Annotated in this window: 16 protein-coding genes; 9 read left to right on the plus strand and 7 right to left on the minus strand. The window is 64.3% G+C overall.

The genetic code is table 11. From position 1 onward, the window contains the following. Positions 1 to 180: 180 nt before the first annotated feature. The 4 genes from Y88_RS03440 (at position 181) to Y88_RS03455 (ending at position 6,161) form a co-directional block, all read left to right on the plus strand. Positions 181 to 1,338, plus strand: a complete 1,158-nt coding sequence (locus tag Y88_RS03440) for a helix-turn-helix transcriptional regulator (protein ID WP_232280898.1) — start codon at positions 181 to 183, stop codon at positions 1,336 to 1,338. Between the two features lie 140 nt (positions 1,339 to 1,478). Next, complete coding sequence (locus Y88_RS03445; RefSeq protein ID WP_018075418.1) at positions 1,479 to 3,788, plus strand: TonB-dependent receptor; 2,310 nt, start codon at positions 1,479 to 1,481, stop codon at positions 3,786 to 3,788. A 35-nt stretch (positions 3,789 to 3,823) separates the two neighbouring features. Beyond that, the gene (locus Y88_RS03450; RefSeq protein WP_008066335.1) at positions 3,824 to 5,101 is read left to right on the plus strand and encodes a serine hydrolase domain-containing protein; all 1,278 of its coding nucleotides are present in this window, start codon (positions 3,824 to 3,826) and stop codon (positions 5,099 to 5,101) included. A 103-nt stretch (positions 5,102 to 5,204) separates the two neighbouring features. Continuing rightward, a complete protein-coding gene (locus Y88_RS03455) occupies positions 5,205 to 6,161 on the plus strand; it encodes an acyltransferase family protein (protein ID WP_232280951.1) in 957 nt (318 codons plus the stop codon). Between the two features lie 77 nt (positions 6,162 to 6,238). On the opposite strand, the gene Y88_RS03460 is transcribed toward Y88_RS03455, so the two are convergent. From Y88_RS03460 to Y88_RS03470, 3 genes are all read right to left on the minus strand, one after another. Next, positions 6,239 to 6,826 carry an outer membrane protein gene (locus tag Y88_RS03460; protein WP_018075417.1) on the minus strand — a complete coding sequence of 196 codons (588 nt, stop codon included), beginning with the start codon at positions 6,824 to 6,826 and terminating at the stop codon, positions 6,239 to 6,241. Between the two features lie 187 nt (positions 6,827 to 7,013). Further along, on the minus strand, positions 7,014 to 7,946 hold the full coding sequence (locus tag Y88_RS03465) for a LysR substrate-binding domain-containing protein (RefSeq protein ID WP_008066338.1): 933 nt from the start codon (positions 7,944 to 7,946) through the stop codon (positions 7,014 to 7,016). 134 nt (positions 7,947 to 8,080) lie between these two features. Next, positions 8,081 to 9,568 (minus strand): pyruvate kinase, encoded by a 1,488-nt coding sequence (locus tag Y88_RS03470; protein ID WP_008066339.1) that lies wholly within the window; start codon positions 9,566 to 9,568, stop codon positions 8,081 to 8,083. A 151-nt stretch (positions 9,569 to 9,719) separates the two neighbouring features. Here Y88_RS03470 and Y88_RS03475 point away from each other — a divergent pair, with 151 nt between their 5' ends. From Y88_RS03475 to Y88_RS03495, 5 genes are all read left to right on the plus strand, one after another. Next, positions 9,720 to 12,161 carry a TonB-dependent receptor gene (locus tag Y88_RS03475; RefSeq protein ID WP_232280899.1) on the plus strand — a complete coding sequence of 814 codons (2,442 nt, stop codon included), beginning with the start codon at positions 9,720 to 9,722 and terminating at the stop codon, positions 12,159 to 12,161. Between the two features lie 22 nt (positions 12,162 to 12,183). Next, positions 12,184 to 12,969 (plus strand): tetratricopeptide repeat protein, encoded by a 786-nt coding sequence (locus Y88_RS03480; RefSeq protein WP_008066344.1) that lies wholly within the window; start codon positions 12,184 to 12,186, stop codon positions 12,967 to 12,969. Between the two features lie 32 nt (positions 12,970 to 13,001). Then, positions 13,002 to 13,835 carry an energy transducer TonB gene (locus tag Y88_RS03485; protein WP_008066345.1) on the plus strand — a complete coding sequence of 278 codons (834 nt, stop codon included), beginning with the start codon at positions 13,002 to 13,004 and terminating at the stop codon, positions 13,833 to 13,835. A 277-nt stretch (positions 13,836 to 14,112) separates the two neighbouring features. Then, positions 14,113 to 14,976 carry a shikimate 5-dehydrogenase gene (locus Y88_RS03490; RefSeq protein ID WP_026166830.1) on the plus strand — a complete coding sequence of 288 codons (864 nt, stop codon included), beginning with the start codon at positions 14,113 to 14,115 and terminating at the stop codon, positions 14,974 to 14,976. Positions 14,977 to 14,997: 21 nt separating this feature from the next. Continuing rightward, the gene (locus Y88_RS03495) at positions 14,998 to 16,008 is read left to right on the plus strand and encodes a P1 family peptidase (protein ID WP_008066349.1); all 1,011 of its coding nucleotides are present in this window, start codon (positions 14,998 to 15,000) and stop codon (positions 16,006 to 16,008) included. Here Y88_RS03495 and Y88_RS03500 read toward each other — a convergent pair. Genes Y88_RS03500 through Y88_RS03515 form a run of 4 tightly spaced genes read right to left on the minus strand, consistent with a single transcriptional unit; the run spans position 15,965 to position 22,096 of the window. Then, positions 15,965 to 17,404 carry an ATP-binding cassette domain-containing protein gene (locus tag Y88_RS03500; protein WP_008066351.1) on the minus strand — a complete coding sequence of 480 codons (1,440 nt, stop codon included), beginning with the start codon at positions 17,402 to 17,404 and terminating at the stop codon, positions 15,965 to 15,967. The two genes, Y88_RS03495 and Y88_RS03500, sit on opposite strands and share 44 nt — an antisense overlap. Continuing rightward, positions 17,404 to 18,216 (minus strand): ABC transporter permease, encoded by an 813-nt coding sequence (locus Y88_RS03505; protein WP_008066353.1) that lies wholly within the window; start codon positions 18,214 to 18,216, stop codon positions 17,404 to 17,406. The genes Y88_RS03500 and Y88_RS03505 overlap by 1 nt, the downstream gene beginning before the upstream one ends. Further along, entirely contained in the window at positions 18,213 to 20,747 is a 2,535-nt protein-coding gene (locus tag Y88_RS03510) for an ABC transporter substrate-binding protein (RefSeq protein WP_008066355.1), read from the minus strand. The genes Y88_RS03505 and Y88_RS03510 overlap by 4 nt, the downstream gene beginning before the upstream one ends. Continuing rightward, on the minus strand, positions 20,744 to 22,096 hold the full coding sequence (locus Y88_RS03515) for a tetratricopeptide repeat protein (RefSeq protein WP_008066356.1): 1,353 nt from the start codon (positions 22,094 to 22,096) through the stop codon (positions 20,744 to 20,746). The genes Y88_RS03510 and Y88_RS03515 overlap by 4 nt, the downstream gene beginning before the upstream one ends. Between the last annotated feature and the right edge of the window lies 1 nt (position 22,097).

Below are 22,097 nucleotides of genomic sequence, written 5' to 3' on the forward strand. Positions count from 1 at the left end.
ATGCCTCAAAATGGCGGTTTTGCAAGGCTTGGAGCGCAGCTTTGTTAGGGTTTTGACGCGCTCGCCCTTCCACCCTTTCATGGCGGATTGCTGCATTCGTCTTGCAGGCATGTTGCCGTGCGGTATCGTTCGGGGTTGTCTCCGGCTGGGGCGCCGGACGCCAAGGGTGGGCTGCACGCAATGGTGAAGCTGGATGACCGTTTGATCGCAACGCTTTATTCGGCGGTGGACAACGACAGCCGCTGGGTCGACTTGCTCGACGGCATGCGCGCGGAGTTCGAAGTCGAGAGCGCAGTGGTGCAGGTGCTGGACAATTCCGCACCCGATCTGCGCATGGTCTGGGAAAGCCGCGATCGCATTTCGCAAAGCCGCGTGGCCTTGCACGACTCGTGGGCCAACACGCTCGCCAATCCGCGTTTCCGCCGTCCGCGACAACGGATCACCGACGTGCAGATCAGCAGCGACCAGCGCCTGTCCGATTACACGGCGCAGGATCGCAGCGTTCTGCGCGAGGGGCTGGCGCGATGCCGATTGGGCCTCGCATTCTGGATCAGTGTCCGGCTCGACCCTGCGCGTCATTTCACGATGATCTTTCATCGGGCACCCGAAGACGGGCGCGATATCGGGCCACAGGATCTGGCTCGCCTGGAGGGGTTGGCGCCGCATTTGCAACAGGCCTTACGCTTGTGGGTGCGCCTCGATCAGGCCGAGGCGCGGGTCCGTTTGATCGAGGACGCCGCAGATGGGCCGCTGGCCGCGATGATCGCATGCGATCGCCGGATGCGCGTGCAGTGGATGAATGCGGACGCGCGGCGCATCCTTCATGCCGGAGGACAAGGCATGGGTCCGCTGCTCCTGCGGGGTGGGGGGCTCGCATGCCGGAAGTCCGGGGATCAGGACCGCTTGCAACGGCTGGTCCATGGTGAAGGATCGGTGCTGGTGATCGGCACGGACGGCCGGCAAGCCTTGCATGTGCGCGCGTCCTTTCCGGCGCTGGCCGGGCAAGGTGGTCAGCAACAAGGTGGCCGGCAACAAGGTGGGTTGTCGTCGGATCACGTCCTGTTGATGCTGTCACGGCCGGACGCCGAAGTGTGCTTCGACGCGGGCGACATCGCCCAGCTTTTCGGCCTGACCGCGACCGAGGCCTTGCTGGCCGCGAGCCTTGCCGGGGGTGCCAGTGTCAGCGAATTTGCCGAGACGCGCGGCATTGCCGAAGGAACCGCGCGTCTCCACCTCAAGCGTATTCTCGCCAAGACAGGAACATCGCGCCAATCCGAGCTTGTCCGCCGCATTTGCCTGTCGGTGGGTGGGCGTGGGGAGCAACGCATCACCCTTTGAAAGCACTTATCCCATTTGGGGGACGCGGGGCCGCACATGCCTCGTCACCTTCGCAGCATCGGGCCTGAATACGGCGGGCATCAACCGCCATCGGCCCGACATTCATCACGCGACAGGGCGCGATAGCTGCGAGGGATCCGATGAACCACGACAAGACCATACTGGCCTGCCGTACGAGCTGTCTTGCGCTTGCACTGGGGCTCGCCATTCCTGCTCAGGCGCAGGATGTGCCGCCGACGACCAAGGCCGATCCGCCGTCCTCGGGGGAAATCATCGTGACCGCGACCCGTCGGAGCGAAGCGCTCAGTAAAGTGCCGTTGTCGATCACGGCTCTGGGGCAGGCCTCGCTCGACAAGCGGGGGATCAAGGACATCGCCGGGATCGTGCGGCAGACGCCGGGCATCCAGTTCGATCCCAACGGGTTCGGCAACCAGACCAATATCGCCATTCGCGGGGTAAGTTCGACCGTCGGCGCGGCCACGACCGGGATCTATATCGACGATACCCCGATCCAGAGCCGGGTCGTCGGCTATGGGGCCACCAATGCCTTTCCGGCGGTTTTCGATCTTGCTCGCGTCGAAGTGCTGCGTGGACCACAAGGCACTCTTTTCGGTGCGGGATCGGAAGGCGGGACCGTCCGCTTCATCACCACCCAGCCAAGCCTTGACGCGGCCCATGTCTATGCCCGTGCCGAAGGTTCGGGAACCGAGGGCGGGGCCATGTCGGGCGAACTGGGGGCATCGGTCACCGGGCCGTTGATCCCGGGAAAACTGGGTTTTGCCGCCAGTTTCTGGATGCGTCACGACGGCGGCTGGGTCGATCGCAAGAATGCCAATCCCGAGGTTGCCGACGCGTCTTATTTGAAGAACGTCAACTATGTGGACACGCAGGTCGGGCGTGTGGCACTCAAATGGACCCCGGTCGAGGGGCTCGAAGTGACCCCTTCGCTGTTCTATCAGCGCCGGGTCGCCAACGACAGCGACAACTATTGGGAGACGCTGTCCTCGCCCGGGCATTATGTCAGCGGGCAACCCAACGCAGCCCCTGATCGCGATCGCTTCCTGCTTCCCGCGCTTAATGTCAGCTATGATTTCGGCGGGGTGCAGCTCATCAACAACACGTCCTATTTCATCCGCGACCAGAGTTCCGCGATTGACTATTCAACGCTCTGGCCTTCGGTCTTCGATGGGACGCCATGGGTCGGGGCGGGTTACAACTCGCTGGCGCACATGACCAATGACCAGCGCACTTTCACCGAGGAAATGCGGCTGCAATCGACAGGTCGGGACACACGGCTGAGCTGGGTGCTTGGCTTTTTCTATTCCCGCTCGGTGCAGCATTTCAGCGAGAACGTTTACGATCCCGATTTCTCGATGATCTTCGGCGGCGTCCCGCCCGAGATCATTTTCGGCACGCCGCTGGTCGACGGAAAATACTCGCTTTCCGGGCGAGGTCGCGGGGCCGACGAACAGGTCGCCGGGTTTGTCGATGCGACGTTCGCGATCACGCCGACGCTCAAGGTAACGGCAGGCGTGCGCGTGGCTCACACCCGGTTCGAGGGCAATTCGCTGTTCCAGGGACCGGTGTCGGGCGAGCAGTTGCAGCCGCAGCAATCGGTGGGCGAAACGCCGGTTACGCCCAAGTTCGCGCTCAACTGGCAGGCGTCGCCCTCGCTGCTGCTCTACGGCACAATCGCCAAGGGCTATCGGATCGGCGGGACCAATGCGCCGGTTCCCTTGTCGACGTGCGCCGCCGATCTGTCCGGGTTCGGCTATTCCAACGTACCCGATACCTACAAGTCGGACAGCCTGTGGAGCTATGAAGTCGGTGCCAAGGGGCGTGTGGGGCGCGGCCTGACATTCGCCGCCAGTGCGTTCCGCGTCGATTGGAGCAATATCCAGCAGAACGTCTACCTCCAGCATTGCGGTGCACAGTTCACCGACAATCTGGGCAAGGCGCGCAGCCAGGGGTTCGACCTTCAGGTGACGGTCAAGGTTGCGCGCGGGTTTTCGCTCGACGGGACGGTTGGCTATACCGATGCCCACTTCACCCGGAATGTATCTGACGGGGCATTGGCGACGACGGCCGATCATCTCGAAACCCATCCCTGGACGATGACCGTCGGGGCCGATTACGAGACCAGGCTCGGATCGGGCACCGGCTATCTGCGTGGGGATTACCAGTACAAGAGCGTCGGGCGTACCACTGTAACGACCGACAGCGCGACCAATTCCTATGACCCCGGCGCCATCCGCACGCCCGAAGTCGATTTCGTCAGCCTGAGACTGGGCTGGCGGCATGGTCCTGCCGACGTTTCGTTCTTCGTCGACAATCTTGCCAATGCGCACCCGGCCCTGTCGCGGGCGATCGATGTGGTGGGGGTGGGGTCCTATCGCGACATCACCCTGCGCCCCCGCACTTATGGCCTCACGCTGCTGCTGCGCCAGTAAATCCCGTTTCCCCCTCTGCGAAAGGCAGTCATCTCATGTCGTTTATCAAAAAGGGCCGTCTTGCGGCCGGGATCGCGCTTGGCCTCGTCCTGCCGTGCGTGTCGGTGTCGGCCCAGACCGCGCCAGCCCATGTTCTGCCCGACGGGACGGTGCCGCCCGCACTCAAGGCTGCGCGCATGCACATTCTCGATGCGCCGGAAAACATGCTGACATTCCACAACATGGACCAGCTCTTCGAAACGCGCCCGGTTCCCCGCTCGGGTCCCGTCGCGCCCTTCGCCCATAGTGACAAGGCTCTGCCCGATGCCGTGATCGGCGGGACCACCATGACCGAGGATGCCTGGGAGGATCGGACTTATACCGCTGCGCTCCTCGTCATGCGGGACGGGCATATTCTCCACGAAAGCTATCGGGACAATACCGACGCAAGCACCCATTTCATCTCGTTCTCGATGGCCAAGACGATCACCTCGATGCTGATCGGGATCGCGGTCGGGCAGGGGGCGATCCATTCCATCGACCAACCCGCGACCGACTTCGTGCCAGAATTGAAAGGGTCGGGATACGACGGGGTGACCATCCGGCAGTTGCTGCAGATGCGCTCGGGCGTTGATTACGAGGAGCGCTATGACTTTGGCGAAAAACCGAGTGTTCCGGCGCAGATCTTCCTGAATGCGATCGTCGCCAACAAGGAGCGTTTTGCCGACATGGCGCCGCGTCTGGGGCGCAAATGGAAACCGGGAAGTCATTTCAATTATTCGACGCTCGACACCTCGGTTCTGGGCTGGGTGCTCGAACGCGCGACCAAGCGTCCGCTCGCCGATTTCATGACCCAATACCTGTGGCAGCCGATGGGGATGGAATCCTACGGCTACTGGCTCGCCGACGGAGCACCGGGCGTCGGGCGTGAATTGAACGGCATGGGCTATAACGCGACTTTGCGTGACTTTGCGCGGCTGGGGCAAATGATGCTCGACAAGGGGGCCTTCAACGGGCGCCAGATCGTTCCGGCCGACTGGGTCGGCGCGGCGACAACGATGACACCCAATGCCGATCCGGGAACGCCGCCTCCGCCTGCCTCGGTGACCAGTCCGTTCGCCCGTTCGGGCTACGGTTTCCAGATCTGGAAGCTCGATGAGACCGGGGCCTACACCGCGCTCGGCCTCCAGGGTCAGTTCATCTATGTCCACCCGGCCACGCGCACGGTGATCGTCAAGCTCAGCTTCTTCCCGCCCGAAGGCAGTGCGGAAGGCGACCGGGCGCTCGAGGATACGCTCGCCTATTTCGGCACCCTTACGCGCTGGAAAGGCTGATCGACGGCGGCGGGCAGGTTCGTGCCTGCCCGCCGCCACGCGATGGCGCTGGATTTCGGCCCCTGAACGCGGCATGCAGAGGTGAAATCTGTATGGGGTCATGATGAAAGATCGCGATATTCTTCCTGACGTTTTGAAGGCGTTGGCGATAGTCGGCGTTGTCTTCATCCATCAGGAAGTGCCGTGGAAAGCGATATTCCGATATTGTGTTCCCGCCTTCATAGCGATCTCGGCGTTTTATATGGAACGCGGCTGGGCTCGCGGGGGAATGGACACCGCCCGGTTCTGGCGGCGGAATTTTCCGGTCTATGCGATTCCCTTTGTTTTCTGGAGTTTGCTTTACGCGGTTGTTTCCGGTGGCCCGCTCTTTTTCCGGAATGTCCCTATCCATACGCTGATCGGAAGTCAGTTCGGAGGGTTTGGATTCTCGGGGCAATACTATTTCATCATCCTGTTTCAGGTCATTCTGCTCTTTCCGTTTTTCCGGAATGCACTGGATAGTCGGACCAAGGTCCTTGGGGCGATCGCGACAGGGTTCCTGTTCGACTGGGCGATCGTCTATGGGTTCAGCCAGCACGAACTGCTCGAGAAGATCGGCTATCGCGTCGTCGTCTACTGGATTGGCTATGTCGCACTCGGCATCGCCTGTGCGCGCGGTTATCTGAAGGTGAGGACGTTGTGGCCCGCTCTTGCCGGATGTGTGGTGATGGCCCTGGCCTTGGTCGAACTGCGCGTGCTGCCCGACCTTTGCGTCTATATCGCGCCATCGGTCACGATCGGAGCGAGCCTTCTCATCGTGACGGCATTTGGTCAGGCGAGCCTTGGCGCGATCGCGGAATCAAGAGCGGGGCAGGCCGTTCTCGCGTCGGTGCTCTATCTCGGGCAGAACAGCTTTGCCGTCTTTGTCAGCAACCGGTTGTTCCTCGATCTGGTGCACCGCAGTCTTCCGGGATGGAGCGCGGTTCCCGCCATTCCCGTCACGATCGCGATCCTGTGCGGCCTTGGGCTCGGGCTCGTGCTGGAACGGATCGGCCTTGGCCGGCTGGTCGGGAAACGCTGACGCCGGACATGAGAAAACCCGGCCGCCGATGGCGACCGGGTTCCTCATTTCCACTCCCGCAGGGGAAAATCGCGGGATCAGAAGTGATAGGCAACGCCCAGCAGGAGCTGGTGGCGGTCGAACTTGCCCGCACCTTCACTCAGGTTGGTGTAGCGATATTCCATGCGACCGGTGATGTGCTTGGTCACATACTGTTCGATACCGCCGCCCAGCATCCAGCCGTTCTGGCTACCCGAAACGTAGATCGGGGTTTCGGCGTTGATGATGGTGCTGGCGCGCACGTTGCTGTAACCGCCGCGCACATAGAGCAGGGTCTTGTCACGCAGCACGTAACCGGCGCGCAGCGACAGATCGACCGAACGCTTCGGGTCGACGGTGGTGGTGCCGTCGGTGATGTGCGAGTTGATCGGGAAGTTCACTTCGGCCTGGCCGCCGATGACGAAGTTCTTCAGGATGCGATAGTCCTGACCAACGAACACGCCCAGGGTGCCGGTGTCGCCGGTGCCGTACAGGTTCGTCGGGCCAACGCCGGTGCTCGGGTTGTTGACGCTGTTTTCTTCCCAGCCGCCTTGTGCACCGATGAACGGGCCGTTGAAGGTCTTGGCATGAGCGTTGGCAGCAACCAGAGCGGCAGCCGTAGCTGCGAGATAAGCGATCTTCTTCATTTTCACGTCCTCCATGTTCCGGGCCGGTAACCGCGCCGGAGCGCGGTTTTGGGGGGGAGTGACCGTGACGATCCTGAAACATGCGTGTTTTGCGTCAGCGGTCCCGACCGGAACGGGACGCCAGATGGGCGCTTAAAAGGGTGATGAGAAGGTGCTCAAATTGTGACAGATTGTTGTCTATTTGATGTCAATCGGCGTGATGGGCATGGGTTGACCTGCGGCCAATTGGCCACAGGTGTGATGCCAGGAAGTCGATGAAACTGCGCACCGAGGGCAGGATCCCGCGCGGCAGCGGATAGACGAGATGCAGGCTATATTCGGGAGTCGACCACTCCGGCAGGACGTGGACGAGCGTGCCGTCGTCAAGCGCGCTCGCGACCACCGATTCCGGCAAAAGCGCAATGCCCGCTCCCGATGCGGCAGCCTCGAACTGGACATTCTGATCGTTGGTGACGAGTCGAGGCTGGGCTGCGACCCGCGCGTCACGACCGTCATCGGTGGTCAGTGCCCAGCGTACTTCGCCGTCATGCATGTCCTCGATCCGCGCGATCAACGGCAGGTGAGCCAGTATGTCGGGATGGTCCGGGGCAAAGACATGCCCAGCCGATGTCCGTCCGGTGACAAGAATGCGGCGTACCCGACCGATTTCCCGGGCGACCAGACTCGACCCGGGCAGAGCCTCGACCATGGTGGTGAGGGCAAGGTCGAGATCGCTGTCGAGCGGATTGATCCAGCGGTCGCCATGTTCGACCACAACCGTGACTTTGGGGTGAGTGGCCAGATAATGGGGTAGAATGGGCGCAAGGTAGTTCTGCGCCAGCACCACCGAGCAGCCGATCCGCACGATCCCGGCGGGTTCCTTTTGCAATTCGGCGATACTTTCCATCGCGGCGCGCGCGCTGCCGAGCACAGCCTGGCATCCGTGATAGAACCGTTGCCCGGCATCGGTCAGGGAAATGCTGCGGGTCGAACGATTGAGCAAGCGAACCCCGAGATTTTCTTCGAGCGAAGCGACGCAACGGCTCAGGCGCGCCTTGTCGATGCCGGTGGCGCGTGCCGCAGCGGTAAAGCCGCCATGTTGCGCGACCGCTGCAAAATAGGAAAAGTCGTTAAGGTTCATTCTCTTTCATCGCATTGCGCAAGCGGCGTGACGGGGCTTGCAAGCAAAACCCGTCGCTGTGCCCGTGCAGCTTTGGCAAAGACCAGTTTGCCCTGAGATGAAAGCAAATTCGAAAAATCGACACGTTCTACGGGTTATCCCCAGCTACGGAGGCGGCGCAGCTGGGGCGTCTTCTTGTGTACATGGTCTTCCATGCGGGCGAGCAGGACGTCGAGCCAGTCGAGCGCCTCGAGCAGGAACGGCCCCTTGTTCAGCATGACGCATTCGGCGCGCGCGGCCATCGCCGCATCGGTCAGTTCGCCGCGATTGGGCATGCCTTCCTTGACCAGATGTTCCATGACCTGGGTTGCCCAGATCACCGGAACCTGAGCCGCTTCTGCGATCCAGAGGATTTCCTCCTGCATTTCGGCAAGGCGGGCAAAGCCGATCTCGATGGCAAGATCCCCGCGCGCGATCATGACGGCAATCGGCTGGCGGGCGGCGGCGCGCACGATGATATCGGGAAGATGCTGCACGGCGCGCGCGGTTTCGATCTTGAGGACAAGCGCGATGGTGTTCCAGTCGTCGGGGCGCAGATGCGCCAGTTCCGCCTGCAACGTCGCGACGTCCTCTGCGGTCTGGACAAAGGAATAGTCGATGCCGTCGGCATGCGCGGCAACGAAAGGCAGGGCTTCGCGATCGGCGGGGGTAAGCGCGGGGATGGACAAGTCGGTGTCGGGCAGATTGATACCCTTTTCCGGCTTGGGCTTCATGCCTTTGGCGCGGGTGCGATCGACCCGCGCGATCAGGGTGGCGCCGTCGGCGTCGAGGATGGTGCAGGCGATGCGCCCGTCGTCGATCAGCAGCCGTTCGCCTGCCCGCGCGGCGGCGATCGCTTCGGGAAGGGTGCAGGCAATGGTGAAATCGACCTTGCCCCAGGGTGTTGCGGGAACCTTTGTCTCGATCGCGTCGGGCGCGACTACGGCAATAAGGTCACCGTCATGCAGGCGGGTCGTCTTGCCGCGCGCGCGGATTTCCCCGGTGCGCAGTTTCGGTCCGGCCAGATCCATGAAAATCGCGAACGGCGGGCGCTCGTCCGTCTGGGCGGAGCGGGCATTGGTGATCATTGCGGCCCAGCGTTCGGGCGTGTCATGTGCGCAATTGATGCGCAGGGCTTCGATCCCGCGCTCGTTCAGATGAGCAAAGAAGTCCGGTTCCTCGGCCGCTTCGCTGGGGCACGTCACCATCATGGCGGCAAGGCGATTGTGGTGCACTGCGCCGAACAGGGCCTGGGCCCGGGTTTCGAGGCGTTCTTCTCCTTCGAAGAAAGTCGCTGCGGTGACGGCCCCTTCGTCCTGATCCCCGGCGAGCACGGCGAGGGCATGACGGACTGCGCGCAGGGCGGGCATGACGCGGCTTTCGAGGCGGCCGAGCGAGGAAAGTCCGAGCGGCATCAGCGCGCGTTGCAGCTCGCGCAAGTCATGACGGCGCAAGGCGAGATAGGCGGCGAGGTTTTCCGCGCTCGCCTTGAAATCCGGGCGGATGTCCCACGGCTCCCAACGGGCGAGAATCGCGTGGGAGTCGCGCTCCACATTGTCGATCAGCGCGTCGATCTGGGTGAGCAGTGTGGTCGGATCGGACATCGCGGGCCTTTCATGGTGGGGTGAAACCGCAGTTTTTGGCGATTTTCGGCAGGATGAGGGGTTTCCGGAGCCGGATTTGTCATTTTCGTATTGCGAAGCAGTCGCAATACCGTATGAGGGTTCCTGATAATCATTCGCAACAGGGGAACTCATGCAGACATCGCTCTCTTCGGCCGACGCCAGGACGTCCGGCCATGCCGCGCGAACCGGCGTTCAGCGCCCTGCAGCTCTTTCCACCGGCATGGCGATCGGGGCGATCGGCCTCTTCGCTCCGGTCTTTCCTGCGGCGGCGGCAACACCCGAAGCGACGCCTGCCGATCCGCAGGCCCAGACGACGCACAACCAGGCCGAGCTTGGCGCGGTCACGGTGACCGATACCGTCGTCGTCGAAGGCAGCTATCGTGCCGACCGTCTGTCCTCGTCCAAGGCAACCGCCGACCTCGTCGATACGCCGCGCAGCGTGACCGTGCTCACGCGCCAGCTTCTCGACGACACGCATTCGACCACGCTGGCCGAAGCGCTGCGCATGGTGCCGGGGATCACGCTCGGGGCTGGTGAAGGCGGCAATCCGCTCGGCGACCGTCCGTTCATTCGCGGCTCTGACAGCTCGAACGCGATCCATATCGACGGCCTGACCGATATCGCTGCGCAGACCCGCGAGACGTTCGACGTGGAATCGGTCGAAGTGGTCAAGGGGTCGGACGGGATCACCAACGGGTCGGGCAATGCCGCCGGTTCGATCAATATCGTGTCCAAGGCGCCCGAAGAGCATCGCTTCGTCGCGGTCGAAGGGGATGTCGGCAGCGCGGCCTATCGCCGTTTCACCATCGACGTGAACCAGCCGCTGACGTCCACCATCGGCCTGCGCATCAATGCGATGAGCCATGACCAGAACGTTTCGGGCCGCGCCGTAACCTGGCAACGCCGCTGGGGCATCGCGCCGTCGTTGACGATCGGGATGGGGACGCCGACACGGGTCACGCTCGACTGGTATCACCTCAATACCGCAGAGCTGCCCGACGAAGGCATTCCCTATACCAGGGCTGCAAGCTCGCTCAGCTCGGGCGTGACCGAAGTCGCGCCGCTCGGCACCGACGCATTCGCCACCGCCAATGGGCAGACCGTGACCCGTTCGCGCGACACGTTCTATGGTCTTGCCAATCGCGATTTCCGGCGCACGCTGACCGATGCGGCGACCGTGCGGGTGGCCCATGACCTCGGCGGGGGTTTCCAGCTCACCAACGCGACGCGCTATTCGCATGTAAACCAGGAATACCTGTGGACGCTGCCCGATGACTCCAAGGGCAACGTCTATGCTTACGGCACTGTCTCGCGCCGGGTGAACAGCCGCTATTCGCGCCAGACCGGCGTCGTCGATCAGCTGGCCGTTAACGGCAAGTTCGACACCGGCCCGCTCAAGCACAGCCTGGCCGCCGCGTTCGAATACAACTGGCAGAAATCGGGCTACGGCTCCTATTACGCGGATTCGAGCCGCACTGCGTTGCCGTTGGCGATTGCCTGTCCGACCGCGACCAGCGGGACCAACGCGATCTGCACCAGTGCGTCCAATCCCAATCCCTATGACCAGTGGACGGGCGGATGGGTCATGGGCTCGCCCCAGACGATGACGCTGGCCAACTGGACGACGCTTTCGGCTTCGGTCTACGACACCATTTCGATCGGCGACAAATGGAAGATCAATCTGGGCGGGCGTTACGATCACTTCGTGACCCATGCCAGTGCTGCGCTTTCGGCGACGTCGACGGCCCAGCGCACCTGGGCACGGCGACAGGACGACCTGTTCACCTATCAGGCCGGGCTCGTCTACAAGCCACGTCCGAACGGCAGCGTCTATTTCAGCACGGCGACGTCGGTCATCGCTCCGGGTTCGTTCCTGGCGCAGGGTTCGGAAGACAATGCCTTTGTCTCGTCGACCACGACCATCGATCCCAGCGCGCTCAAAGTGCAGCACACCACGTCCTATGAACTGGGCACCAAGTGGAACTTCTTCGGCGACGGGCTGAGCGTCACCGCCGACATCTTCCAGACCCGGACGACCAATGCGCGCACCACCGACGCGGGTGGCTTTGTCTCCAACGTCGGGATCAAGCGCGTGCGCGGCTTCGAAGCCAGCGTCTCGGGCAATGTGACCGACAAGTGGAGCCTGTTCGGCGGATATGCGCATACGCCTTCGGTTATTACCGACGGTGGTTACACGCTTGTTGCAGGGGCCTATGTCCCGGCGGCCAGCACCGGTCGCCGCGCGCCCAATACGCCGATGGACAGCATGACGCTGACCAGCCAGTACAAGATCACGCCCCGTTTTACTCTGGGCGGCAGCGCGATCTTCAACTCGAAGGTCTATGGCGGTTTTGCCTATGGCTCGAATGCGTCGGTCGTCCGCGGCGTCTATGTCCCGTCGTACTGGCGCTTTGACGCCAACGCGAGCTACCGTCCGACCAACCACATCACGATCAAGCTCGATGCGCTGAACCTGACCGACAAGCTTTATTACGATCAGGCCTATGCCAGCCACTATGCCCACCAGGCGGCAGGGCGGACGATCATCGGTTCGGTCGCGTTCAAGTACTGACGTGAAAGCAGGGCCCGAGATTATGGAAAAGGATCTGTCGGCAGAACAGTGGCGGTTGCTGCTGGCAGGTCCTCCCGGGGACCTCGCCAAGGCGCTCTTCGGAGCGGCCGAGGCGGGGGACCCGCTTGCGCAGTTGATCTACGGGCAATGCCTGCTCGACGGGAATGGAGTGGCGGCCGATGCGCAGGCCGCCTTTCTCCATTTTCACCGGGCCGCGCAAGCCGGGCTCGCCGAAGCAATGAACATGGTCGGGCGCTGTTTCGATCAGGGCTGGGGTGTGCCCGTCCTGCCCGAAGAGGCCGCCCGATGGTTCGAACGCGCGGCAGAGGCGGACCTCGATTGGGGCCTCTATAATTTCGCGACCATGCTGGCGCTGGGGCGGGGTGTGGCGATGGATCGGGAACGGGCGCTCGGCTTGTTCCGGCGTGCCGCGTCGCGCGGCCATGCCAAGTCCGCAAACATGGTCGGCAGCTTTCACGAAGACGGCTGGAGCGTGCCGGTCAACCGCGCGCTGGCGGCCTATCACTATGCCCGCGCGGCCGAAGGCGGCGATTTTCGCGGGGCCTTCAACCATGCCCGGATGCTGGCCGAAGACGGCAAGGCGGACAAGGCGCTGCACTGGCTCGACCGCGCGCGCGATCTTGCCCAATCGTGCGGGAACGTTCGTTTCCTGGGGCAGATGGCGGCTTGGCTGGCTGGACGCGAAGAGGCCGAATTCCGCGCTCTTTCTGCTGAATTCAAAGAGTTTTCATTGAAATCGGATGAGGGCTTTACCCACAACTTTGAAACTGCTAATGACTCGCAATAAGTGATCCCGGGTAACCCCGTGAAAGGCGTGTCATGATGGCTCAGCAGTCGGTTTCTCCCAGCTTTTCGCCGAACATTTCGTTCGTGCCGTCCCTCGGCAAGAGCGAAACGGGCGGGACACGGGCGAAGCCGCATCGTGCGCTTGCACAGGGTGGAAATGCCCGTGCCGAGGCGCTGGTCGCCGGATTTCGCAAGCAGCTCGAACGCGGTGGGGCAGGGCTCGTTTCCGCCCTCGTTGTCGGGGGCCTCTTTTCCGCGCTGGTCTTCATCGGCGCCGGCCCGATGGTGAGCGAACGTCATCGCTCCGAGATCGTTTCGGTCTCGCTGATGTCGCAGCAGAGCGCGCCCAAGCCTGCTCCCGCCAAGGCACAGGAAAAGCCTGCCGCCGCGCAGCCCCATGCCGCCACGGCCCCGGTCCCCGCACCGGTTCAGGCCGCGGCCCAGCCGACTGCCGCAACGCCGCAGCCGCTTGCACTCGCGCCGTCGCAGGTGTCGGCACCCGCTGCTGCGGCTGCACCGGCTCCGGCCCCTGCCGCCGCTTCGGGTTCGGCTTCGGCGGCCCCTGTTGCGCCGAGCGGTCCTGTTGATGGCGGTGATCTGTCGGCGCGTCTGGTTTCGTTCAAGGCGCCTTCCTATCCGATGGAATCGCGCCGCCAGCATGAACAGGGAACCGTTTTCCTGCGCCTGCTCGTCGACACCGAAGGGCATGTTTCGGAGATCGGCATCGATCGTTCGAGCGGGTCGAGCCGTCTCGACAAGGCTGCGCTCGATGCCGTCCGGCACTGGCGCTGGGCTCCGATGATGGTGCGCGGCGAAGCGGTGATGGTGCGCGGCGTCGTCAAGATTCCCTTCGTCCTGCAGGGTTGACCCTCGAAAGGCCGGTTTGGCTTGACTCACCGGCCTTCGATGTGATCTGCCTGCAGGTCTGAGCCGGAACGCAAGTTTCGGCGGCGGCACCGGCCCGTTCCTCCATCAGACTGCCTTGTCGGCGGATGCCGTTGGGCAGTCTGGTGGGAGAGAGGGTCGGTGCCGTTCAGATTCCGGGCGGTTCGGATTCTGGCCCATTCAGATTCCGAATTGCCGGAATTTCTGATCCTTTCAGAATCCAAAGATCGTTGACTCACCGGGCAAGGAGCAAGCGGCCGTGGCGAAACCTCCGATCGGGCGTGATACGCGTCTGTGCATGTCGCTGTCCGGGCGTCCCGGCAATGCGGGATCGCGGCTTCACAACCATCTCTACGACGCGCTCGGCCTCGACTATGTCTACAAGGCATTTACGACGACCGATCTGCCCGCCGCGATTGGGGGCATCCGTGCGCTTGGCATTCGTGGCGCTGCAATTTCGATGCCGTTCAAGGAAGCGGTGATCCCCTTGCTCGATCGGCTCGATCCGACCGCTGCCGGGATCGAAAGCGTCAACACCATCGTCAACGATGACGGCGTACTCTCAGGGTACAACACCGATTATTCGGCCGTGCGCGATCTTTTGGCCGCAGGGCCTGCCGATCCGGCCCGTCCCTTTGTTTTGCGGGGAAGCGGCGGCATGGCCAAGGCGGTTGCCGCCGCGCTGCACTATTGCGGTTTTCACGAGGGCATGATTGTCGCGCGCAATGCCGAGGCCGGACCTGCGCTTGCGGCGCTTTACGGCTATGCGTGGAGTGCGGATCTTCCCGAACCGGGCGCCGCGCTGCTGGTCAATGTGACGCCGCTCGGGATGGAAGGCGCCGATGCAGAGGCTCTGGCCTTTCCCGAAGCGATGATCGCGGCTGCCGATGTCGCCTTCGACGTCGTTGCCCAACCGCCGCGCACCCCGTTCATTCGCATGGCCGAGGCGATGGGCAAGGCCATCGTGACCGGGACCGAAGTGATCGTGCGACAGGCGATCGAGCAATTCGTGCTTTATACCGGCGTGCGCCCTTCGCCCGGGCAGATCGTCGATGCCACCCGTTTTGCCCATGGCGAAGCTGCCGCTGCCCGGCTTGCGCAAGCCTATGGTCTTGGCGGCTGAGGCAGGATAGGCAGGACGGCGATGACAAGCCATCCTGCGCGCGACGATCGCCCCGTTCTTCAAGACCTTATCACCGATGTTGCAGGCTTGCGCGTCGGGCACGCGACCGATGAAGGCGCCGGAACCGGTGTGACGGTCGTCTTGTGCGATGGGCTTTGGGCGGCGGCGGCCGATGTGCGCGGGGGTGGTCCGGGCTTGCGCGAGATCGAGGTCATGGCGCCGGAAAATCTGGTGCCGGGGGTCCATGCGATCACGCTGTCGGGGGGATCGGTCTTTGGTCTTGCCGCAGCGGACGGGGCGCTGGTCGAATTGTCGGCGGCGGGCGTTGGTTTGCCGATGCGGGCCGAGGGGCCGGTGGTGCCGATCGTGCCGGGTGCCGTTCTTTATGACCTTTCCAATCCCGGTGACAAGAACTGGGGAACCGAGCCTCCTTATCGCAGGCTCGGGCGCGAAGCGGCTCGTGCGGCTTTGGCGGCAGGCCATCATGGGACTTTTGCACTGGGGTCGGTCGGGGCCGGACGCGGCGCCATGGCGGGGGTGATTCCCGGCGGCATCGGCAGTGCTTCCTGCGCTCTGGAAGGTGGGCTCGTCGTCGGGGCTCTGGTCGCGGTCAATCCGGTCGGTGCCGTCCTGACCGAGGGGGACGAGGATTTCCTAAACGCGCCGTTTGCGGGGAGCGCCGATCCCTTTCCGGGCGGGAGCCGCCTTGCCGAACTCGGACGCCTTCAGCCCGGCGCGAATACCACGCTGGCGATCGTTGCCTGCAATGCCCGCCTCGACAAGGCGGAGGCCAAGCGACTGGCGATGATGGCACAAGACGGCCTCGCCCGCGCGATCAGGCCGGTGCACACTCCGTTCGACGGCGATGTCGTCTTTGCCCTGGCCAGTGGAGAAATCGACCTCGATGGGGTCGAGGTCGACGGGCCGCGCATTCGGCCCTGGCTTCTGGCCCGGCTCGGCGCGGCTGCTGCCGATTGCCTTGCCCGCGCTACGGTTCGCGGGGTGCGCGCGGCGGCAGATCCTGTGCGATGAGCTTTCCGGCCGAGAGACGGTAAAGCCTGTCGGCAAGGCCCTCGATCATCGACCGGTCATGCGTGACGAACAGGAATGCGAGGCCCTCGTCGGCAAGCGAGGCGATGAGGTCGAGAATTTCGGCGCGCACATGTGCATCGAGCGCCGAGGTCGCTTCGTCGAGCACGATCACTTCGGGCTCGACCACCAAGGCGCGGGCAAGCGCGATGCGTTGGCGCTGACCGCCGGAAAATGCGCCGGGCAGACGGGATGCCGCATCCTCGGGAAGGCCGACGCGGGCAAGGACGGCACAAACGCGCGCATCCCGTTCGGCCGGGGGCAGGCGCGGTTCGAGCAGCCCCAACGGTTCGGCCACGATCCGTCCGACGCGCCAACGCGGATCGAGGCTGGCGCCGGGGTCCTGGAACACCGCCTGCACCTTGCGGCGAAGGCCGCGCAAGTCTGCGCCGCGCGCCTTGTGCAAGTCGTGACCGTCGATCAGGACTTGCCCATGCTGCGGGTGCTCGAGACCCAGGACAAGGCGCAGCAATGTCGATTTGCCTTCACCCGAAGAGCCGACCAGCCCGACGATTTGACCGGCATGAAGAGCAAGGTTCACTCCGGCGATCACGGTTCGCGCGCCATAGCCATGCTGCAGCCCGATCGCCTGCAGCACGGGCGGCGTGTCTGGTTGCGACCTGCGCCTTTGCGGCCGATGATGCATGCGCTCCAGAAGGGCGGCCGTGCGCGGGGCTTCGAGAATGGCGGGAAGGGGGCCGGTCTCGATTACATGGCCGTGATCGAGCAGGACGATGCGGTCGGCGATCCCGCGCGCAAGGTCGAGATCGTGAGTGACGAGCAGCAAGGCCATGTGCCGTTCGCGCACGAGGCGGGCGACAAGCGCCATGACTTGCGTGGCGGTTTCCGGATCGAGCGCGGTCGTCGGTTCGTCGGCGATGAGGACGGCCGGTTCGCTTGCGAGCGCAATGGCGATGGCCACCCGCTGCCGCTGTCCGCCGGAAAGTTCGTGGGGATAGCGCTGCGGCGGGATCGCGGTCGGGTCGAGGCCGACTTCGGCGAGCAGGCGCGCGGCTTCGGCAGCGGCGGCGCGGTGCTTCATGGCGTGGCGCGCGGTGACGGCCTCGGCCACCTGGGCGCCGATGGTCATCAAGGGATTGAGCGCGAGCAACGGCTCCTGAAAGATCATCGCCACGCGCCCTTCGCGGCGCACGGTTCCTTCGAGCGAGGCACCGGCGTGGAGCAGGCCGAGCGCCGCAAGGGAAGCCGACGATTTGCCGGAACCGGTCCCGCCGATCAGGGCGACGGCTTCTCCGGGCGCGAGGTTCAGCGAAAACTCCGACAGCGCCCGATGCGCGCCATAGCGGATGCCGACCCGGTCGAAAGCGAGGACGCTCATCAATGCTTTCCCTTGCCGCGCGAGGCGCGTGCGAGACCGTCGCCAAGCAAGGTGAACCCAGCCACGGCGATGATGATGGCCAGTCCGGGCACCACGGCAAGGCGCGGGGCCGTCCCGATCAGGGTTTGCGCGTCGGCAAGCATGCGCCCCCAACTCGGCGCGGGCGTCTGGACGCCAAGTCCGGCATAGGACAGCCCGGCTTCGCCCAACAGGGCAAGTCCGGCCTGGATGCTGGCCTGAACGATGATCGGGGCTGCCATGTTGGGCAGGACATGGGCGAGGGCGATCGCCGAGCGCGACCGTCCGGCCAGCTGGGCGGCGGCGATGAAATCGGCCGACCAGATCGGCAGCGCGGCCCCCCGCGCCACACGGGCAAAGACCGGCACGTTGAAAAGCGCGATGGCAAGCGCCGCGTCGATCGCCCCCGGCCCGAGAACCGCGCTGAGCAGGATCGCGAGGAGAAGACCGGGAAAGGCGAACAGCACGTCGGCGGTGCGCATCAGTGTGTCGTCGAGCCAGCCCGCTCGTGCCGAGGCGACCAGTCCGAGCGGAACGCCAAGGGCAAGGGCAGCGGCAATGGCCGAGCCCGCGACGCCGAGTGAAACGCTGGCCCCGGCCATGACAAGCGAGAATTCGTCGCGGCCGAATTGATCGGTGCCGAGCCAATGGCGCGTCGAGGGGCCTTGCAACCGTGCGGCGATGTCGATGGCGGCAACGTCATAGGGCGTCCACAGCGGTGCGATGAGCGCGGCAAGGACAAACAGGGCTGTCAGGGCAGCTCCTGTGGCCAATGCGGGATCGATGCGCCTCATCGTCCGGTTCTCCGGGCGACGCGCGGGTCGATCAGGGCCTGCGCAAGATCGACCACGAAACTTGCGACCACGGTCGTTGCCGCCATCAGCAGGACGACCGCCTGCACGGTGATGAGATCGCGTTGTCCGATGGCCTGAATGGCGAGACGTCCGAGCCCGGGGAGATAGAACACCTGTTCGACAAGAGCGCTGCCTGCAAGGAGGTAGGGGATCTGCAGCCCGACGATGGCAAGGACGGGGGCGGCGGCATTGGGCAGGGCATGGCGCCACAGGACTGCCGTTTCCGACAATCCCTTGGCCCGCGCAGTGCGGATGAAATCCTGTTCGAGGACGTCGCCGAGGCTGGCGCGGGTGATCCGCGCGAGAATGGCCGCCTGCGGCATGGCGAGCGCGACCACGGGCAGGACGAGCGCCTTCAGCAAGGCGGAAAGACCCGCTTCCCGTCCGGGGAAACCACCGGCGGGGAACCAGCCCAGCCCCAGCGCAAAGACCAGCACCAGCAAGACCCCGAGCCAGAAATCGGGAACGGCAAGGCCGATGCGCGCGATCAGGCCGATGGCCTTGTCGACAAGAGTGTCGGGGTGGCGGGCGGCGAGAACCCCGGCGGGAACCCCGAGAGCCAGAGCTAAGAGGGCAGCGCCCGCGGCCAGCGGCAGGGAGACGGCAAGGCGTTCGGTAACCAGTCCGGCGACGGGCACGCGATAGGTGAAGCTGGTGCCGAGGTCACCGTGCAGCACGCCTGCGATCCAGCGCAGGAACCGGGCAAGAGGCGGTCCGTCGAGCCCGAGTTCGGCATGGAGCGCAGCAATCGCACGGGGGCTGGCATCGATACCGAGCATCGTTGCCGCCGGATCGCCCGGCGCGACGTTGAGCAGGACGAAGATGACGACACTGGTTGCAAGAAGCGTGGCGGCAAGAACGCCGATGCGAATGAGCAGCCATCGCGCGCCCAGACGGCGGCCCGCCAATGCAAGCCCTGCCAGTGCGACCACGCCCACAACGATCGCGAAAGAGCGGCCACCAAGTCCTGCGCCACCCGAGGAAGCGCCTTCTCCCGCTCCGGCAAACCGTGCCGCCTGATAATCGAGTACTTGCGTCGGGCTGTTGACCCAGATGCCGGTGATCCGCTTGTCCTGCACGCCCAGAATGGGGGCCTGATAGAGGAAGGCATTGGCCGCATCCTCGGCCAGCCTGCGCTGGATTTCGCCCAGCAGCCGATGCCGTTCGAGCGGGTCGGTACTGGCCTTGAGTTGCGCCATCAGGGCGTCGTAAGCGGGGCTTTGATAGCCGAAATAATAGTCCTTCTTCGCATAGATGTCGTAGTCATAGGGTTCGGCGTGGTCGATCACGGTCAAGTCGAACTGATGGTGCAGGAACACTTCCTCGAGCCACGTCGGCCATTCCAGATTGCGGATGGTAACGGCAATGCCGACCGCGCGCAGTTGCGCGGCGACGAGTTCGCCGGTGCGCCGGGCATAGGAGGGGGGCGGCAGTTTCAGGACCAGCGAAAAGCCGTGGGGATAGCCTGCCTGCGTCAGCAATTGGCGCGCCAGCGCCGGATTGTAGGGATAGACGCCGGTCAAATCGACGTAGTCCGGGCTTTGCGGCGGGAAATGGCTGCCGATCGGGGTTCCGTAACCGGCCATGGCCCCGTCGATCAGCGCGCGACGATCGATGGCATGGGAAATCGCCCGCCGGACCAGCAGATTGGCAAGCGGCCCCTGTCGCTGGTTCATGGCCAGGATGACTTCGCCTTCGCTGGGATTGATGGCGAGAGAGAGGCGCGGGTCATGCCCCAGTTCGGCGAGGGTTTCGGGCGCCGGGAATGTCGGGAAGATGTCGAGCGCACCGGACTTGATCGCGGCGAAAGCGGCATTGGGATCGGCGATGAAGCGGAAGGTGATCCGCGCGAGATGGGCAGGGGTGCCCCAATAGGAAGGATTGCGGTCGAGCGTCAGGCTGTCGCCGCGCTGCCATGCAGCAAACCGGAAAGGCCCGGTGCCGACCGGGTGGGTCTTGAGCGTATCGACGGCGCCGGGCGGGATGATCGCTGCATCCGAAAGGGCAAGCCGGGTGGGGAAACCCCCATCGGGTTCGGCAAGGTCGAATGCCACCTTGTCCGGGCCGATCGCGTGCATCGCGACGATCTCGCGCCAGGCTTCGGCGTGGATATTGGTCGAATCCTTGGCCGCCGCGCGCTGGAACGAAGCGATCACGGCACTGGCGTCGAACGGCTCCCCGTCGTGAAAACGCACGCCATGGCGCAAGGCGAACTCATAGTGCCTGCCCCCCTGAGACACGGTCCATCCGGTTGCGAGCAAGGGGTGGAGCGTGTCGTCCGTCCCGACCCGCAACAGCCCTTCGTAGATGGTGTTGAAGGCGACTTCGGGAATGGCGGCCGCAGCCCCTTGCGTCGGGTCGAGATGCGGGGGTTCGAGCTGAATGCCGACATGCAAGGTGTCGGACGCCCATGCCGCTGGCGCGATCAGGATCGCGATCAGTGTGAGAAGGGTAGCGAGAGTGTGTCTCATGCCGCGATGCGTGCCCGTGCGGCGGCGGCCTGTTCGGGCAGGCCGAGCGCATCGTAGACGCGGGCAAGCGTGGTGTTGAGCGGGACGCCGCGTGGATCGTGAACCCGGCGCAGTTCGAGCGCCTGTTGCGCGTCCGCCCATGCGCCCGCCTTGACCTGCGCATCGAGCAGCACCAGCGCGAAAAGGTCGCGTTGGGCATGGCTGCCGCCCAGATGGGAAAGGCGCGGCACCGCATCGCCGAGCAGGGCGACCGCCCGGACATGGTCGCCGCGCGCATGGGCGACGAGCCCCCGTGCCAGCGGGAGCGCGGCGTCGCGCCAGATGGGATCGCCTTCCGCCCTGTCGGCGGCCTGCTCCAGCGCGGCGAGCAAGGTATCGGCCTCTGCGCGTCCGGCGCGGGCGAGGCCATAGGCATATTGCACCGAAAGGAACGGCAACAGGGTGTCGGTCGCGCGGGGCGCCAGCCATTCGCCCAGATCCGCCCAGCGCGTGCCGACATCGACCCCCGACGCCTCGAGCCGGGCCAGCATCGAGACGGCGCCGACCTGATCCTGCGAATAGCTTTTGTCATAGGCCCAGATCTGCATGTCATAGAGCCCGAGGACCGTGGCGAATTCCCCCTTGCTGAGATGAAAGAGGGCAAGGTGCCACCACAAGTGCGTCACCATGAAGCTGTTGAGATTTTGCCAGCCCGAAGACCATTGCGTCAGCGCGGCAAGGCCTTCGTCGATCTGTCCGCGCGTCAACCAGACATGGGCAAGCGCGTGCTGCGCCCAGGGATCGGTGGGCGCGACGCCGAGGCCCGCCCATGCGGCCTTTTCCGCCTCGTCGAGCAAGTGCAGCTGTTCATAGGCGAAAGCGAGCATCCCGCCGAGATAGGGCAAGTCTCCCTCGCTGTGATGGACAGCGAGGGCGGCGCGCAGCATTCCGGCAAATTCGCCCCGGTTGAAATGATGATATTGCAAGAGCTTGAGCGCGGCTAGGTCGCGCGGCGACTGCGCCACGATCGTGTCGAGCGTGGTGATGGTGCCGTCGATGTCTCCAGCGATCCATTGCCGCAACACTTCGATCCAGAGCACTTCGCGCGATGTCAGGGCGTCGCGCCCGGCCGCCTCGCGCGCGGCGGCGAGAAAGGGCTCGGCATGGGTTTCCGCCCCGCTCGTCTCGGCAAGGAGGTGCAAGATCCCTGCAAATGTCGCGACCATGGCTGGCATGGGCGCGGCCGTGACATCGAGAATGCCTAGAATGCGTGTCTCGTAGGAGATCAGTCCGCCGATGAAAGCGTCGATCGCTGTCAGTGCGGTGGCGTCTGCGCCGGTCACGGGATTGCCGAGAAAATCGGAGGTCATG

This window comes from Novosphingobium nitrogenifigens DSM 19370, assembly GCF_000192575.1.
Lineage (GTDB): Bacteria > Pseudomonadota > Alphaproteobacteria > Sphingomonadales > Sphingomonadaceae > Novosphingobium > Novosphingobium nitrogenifigens.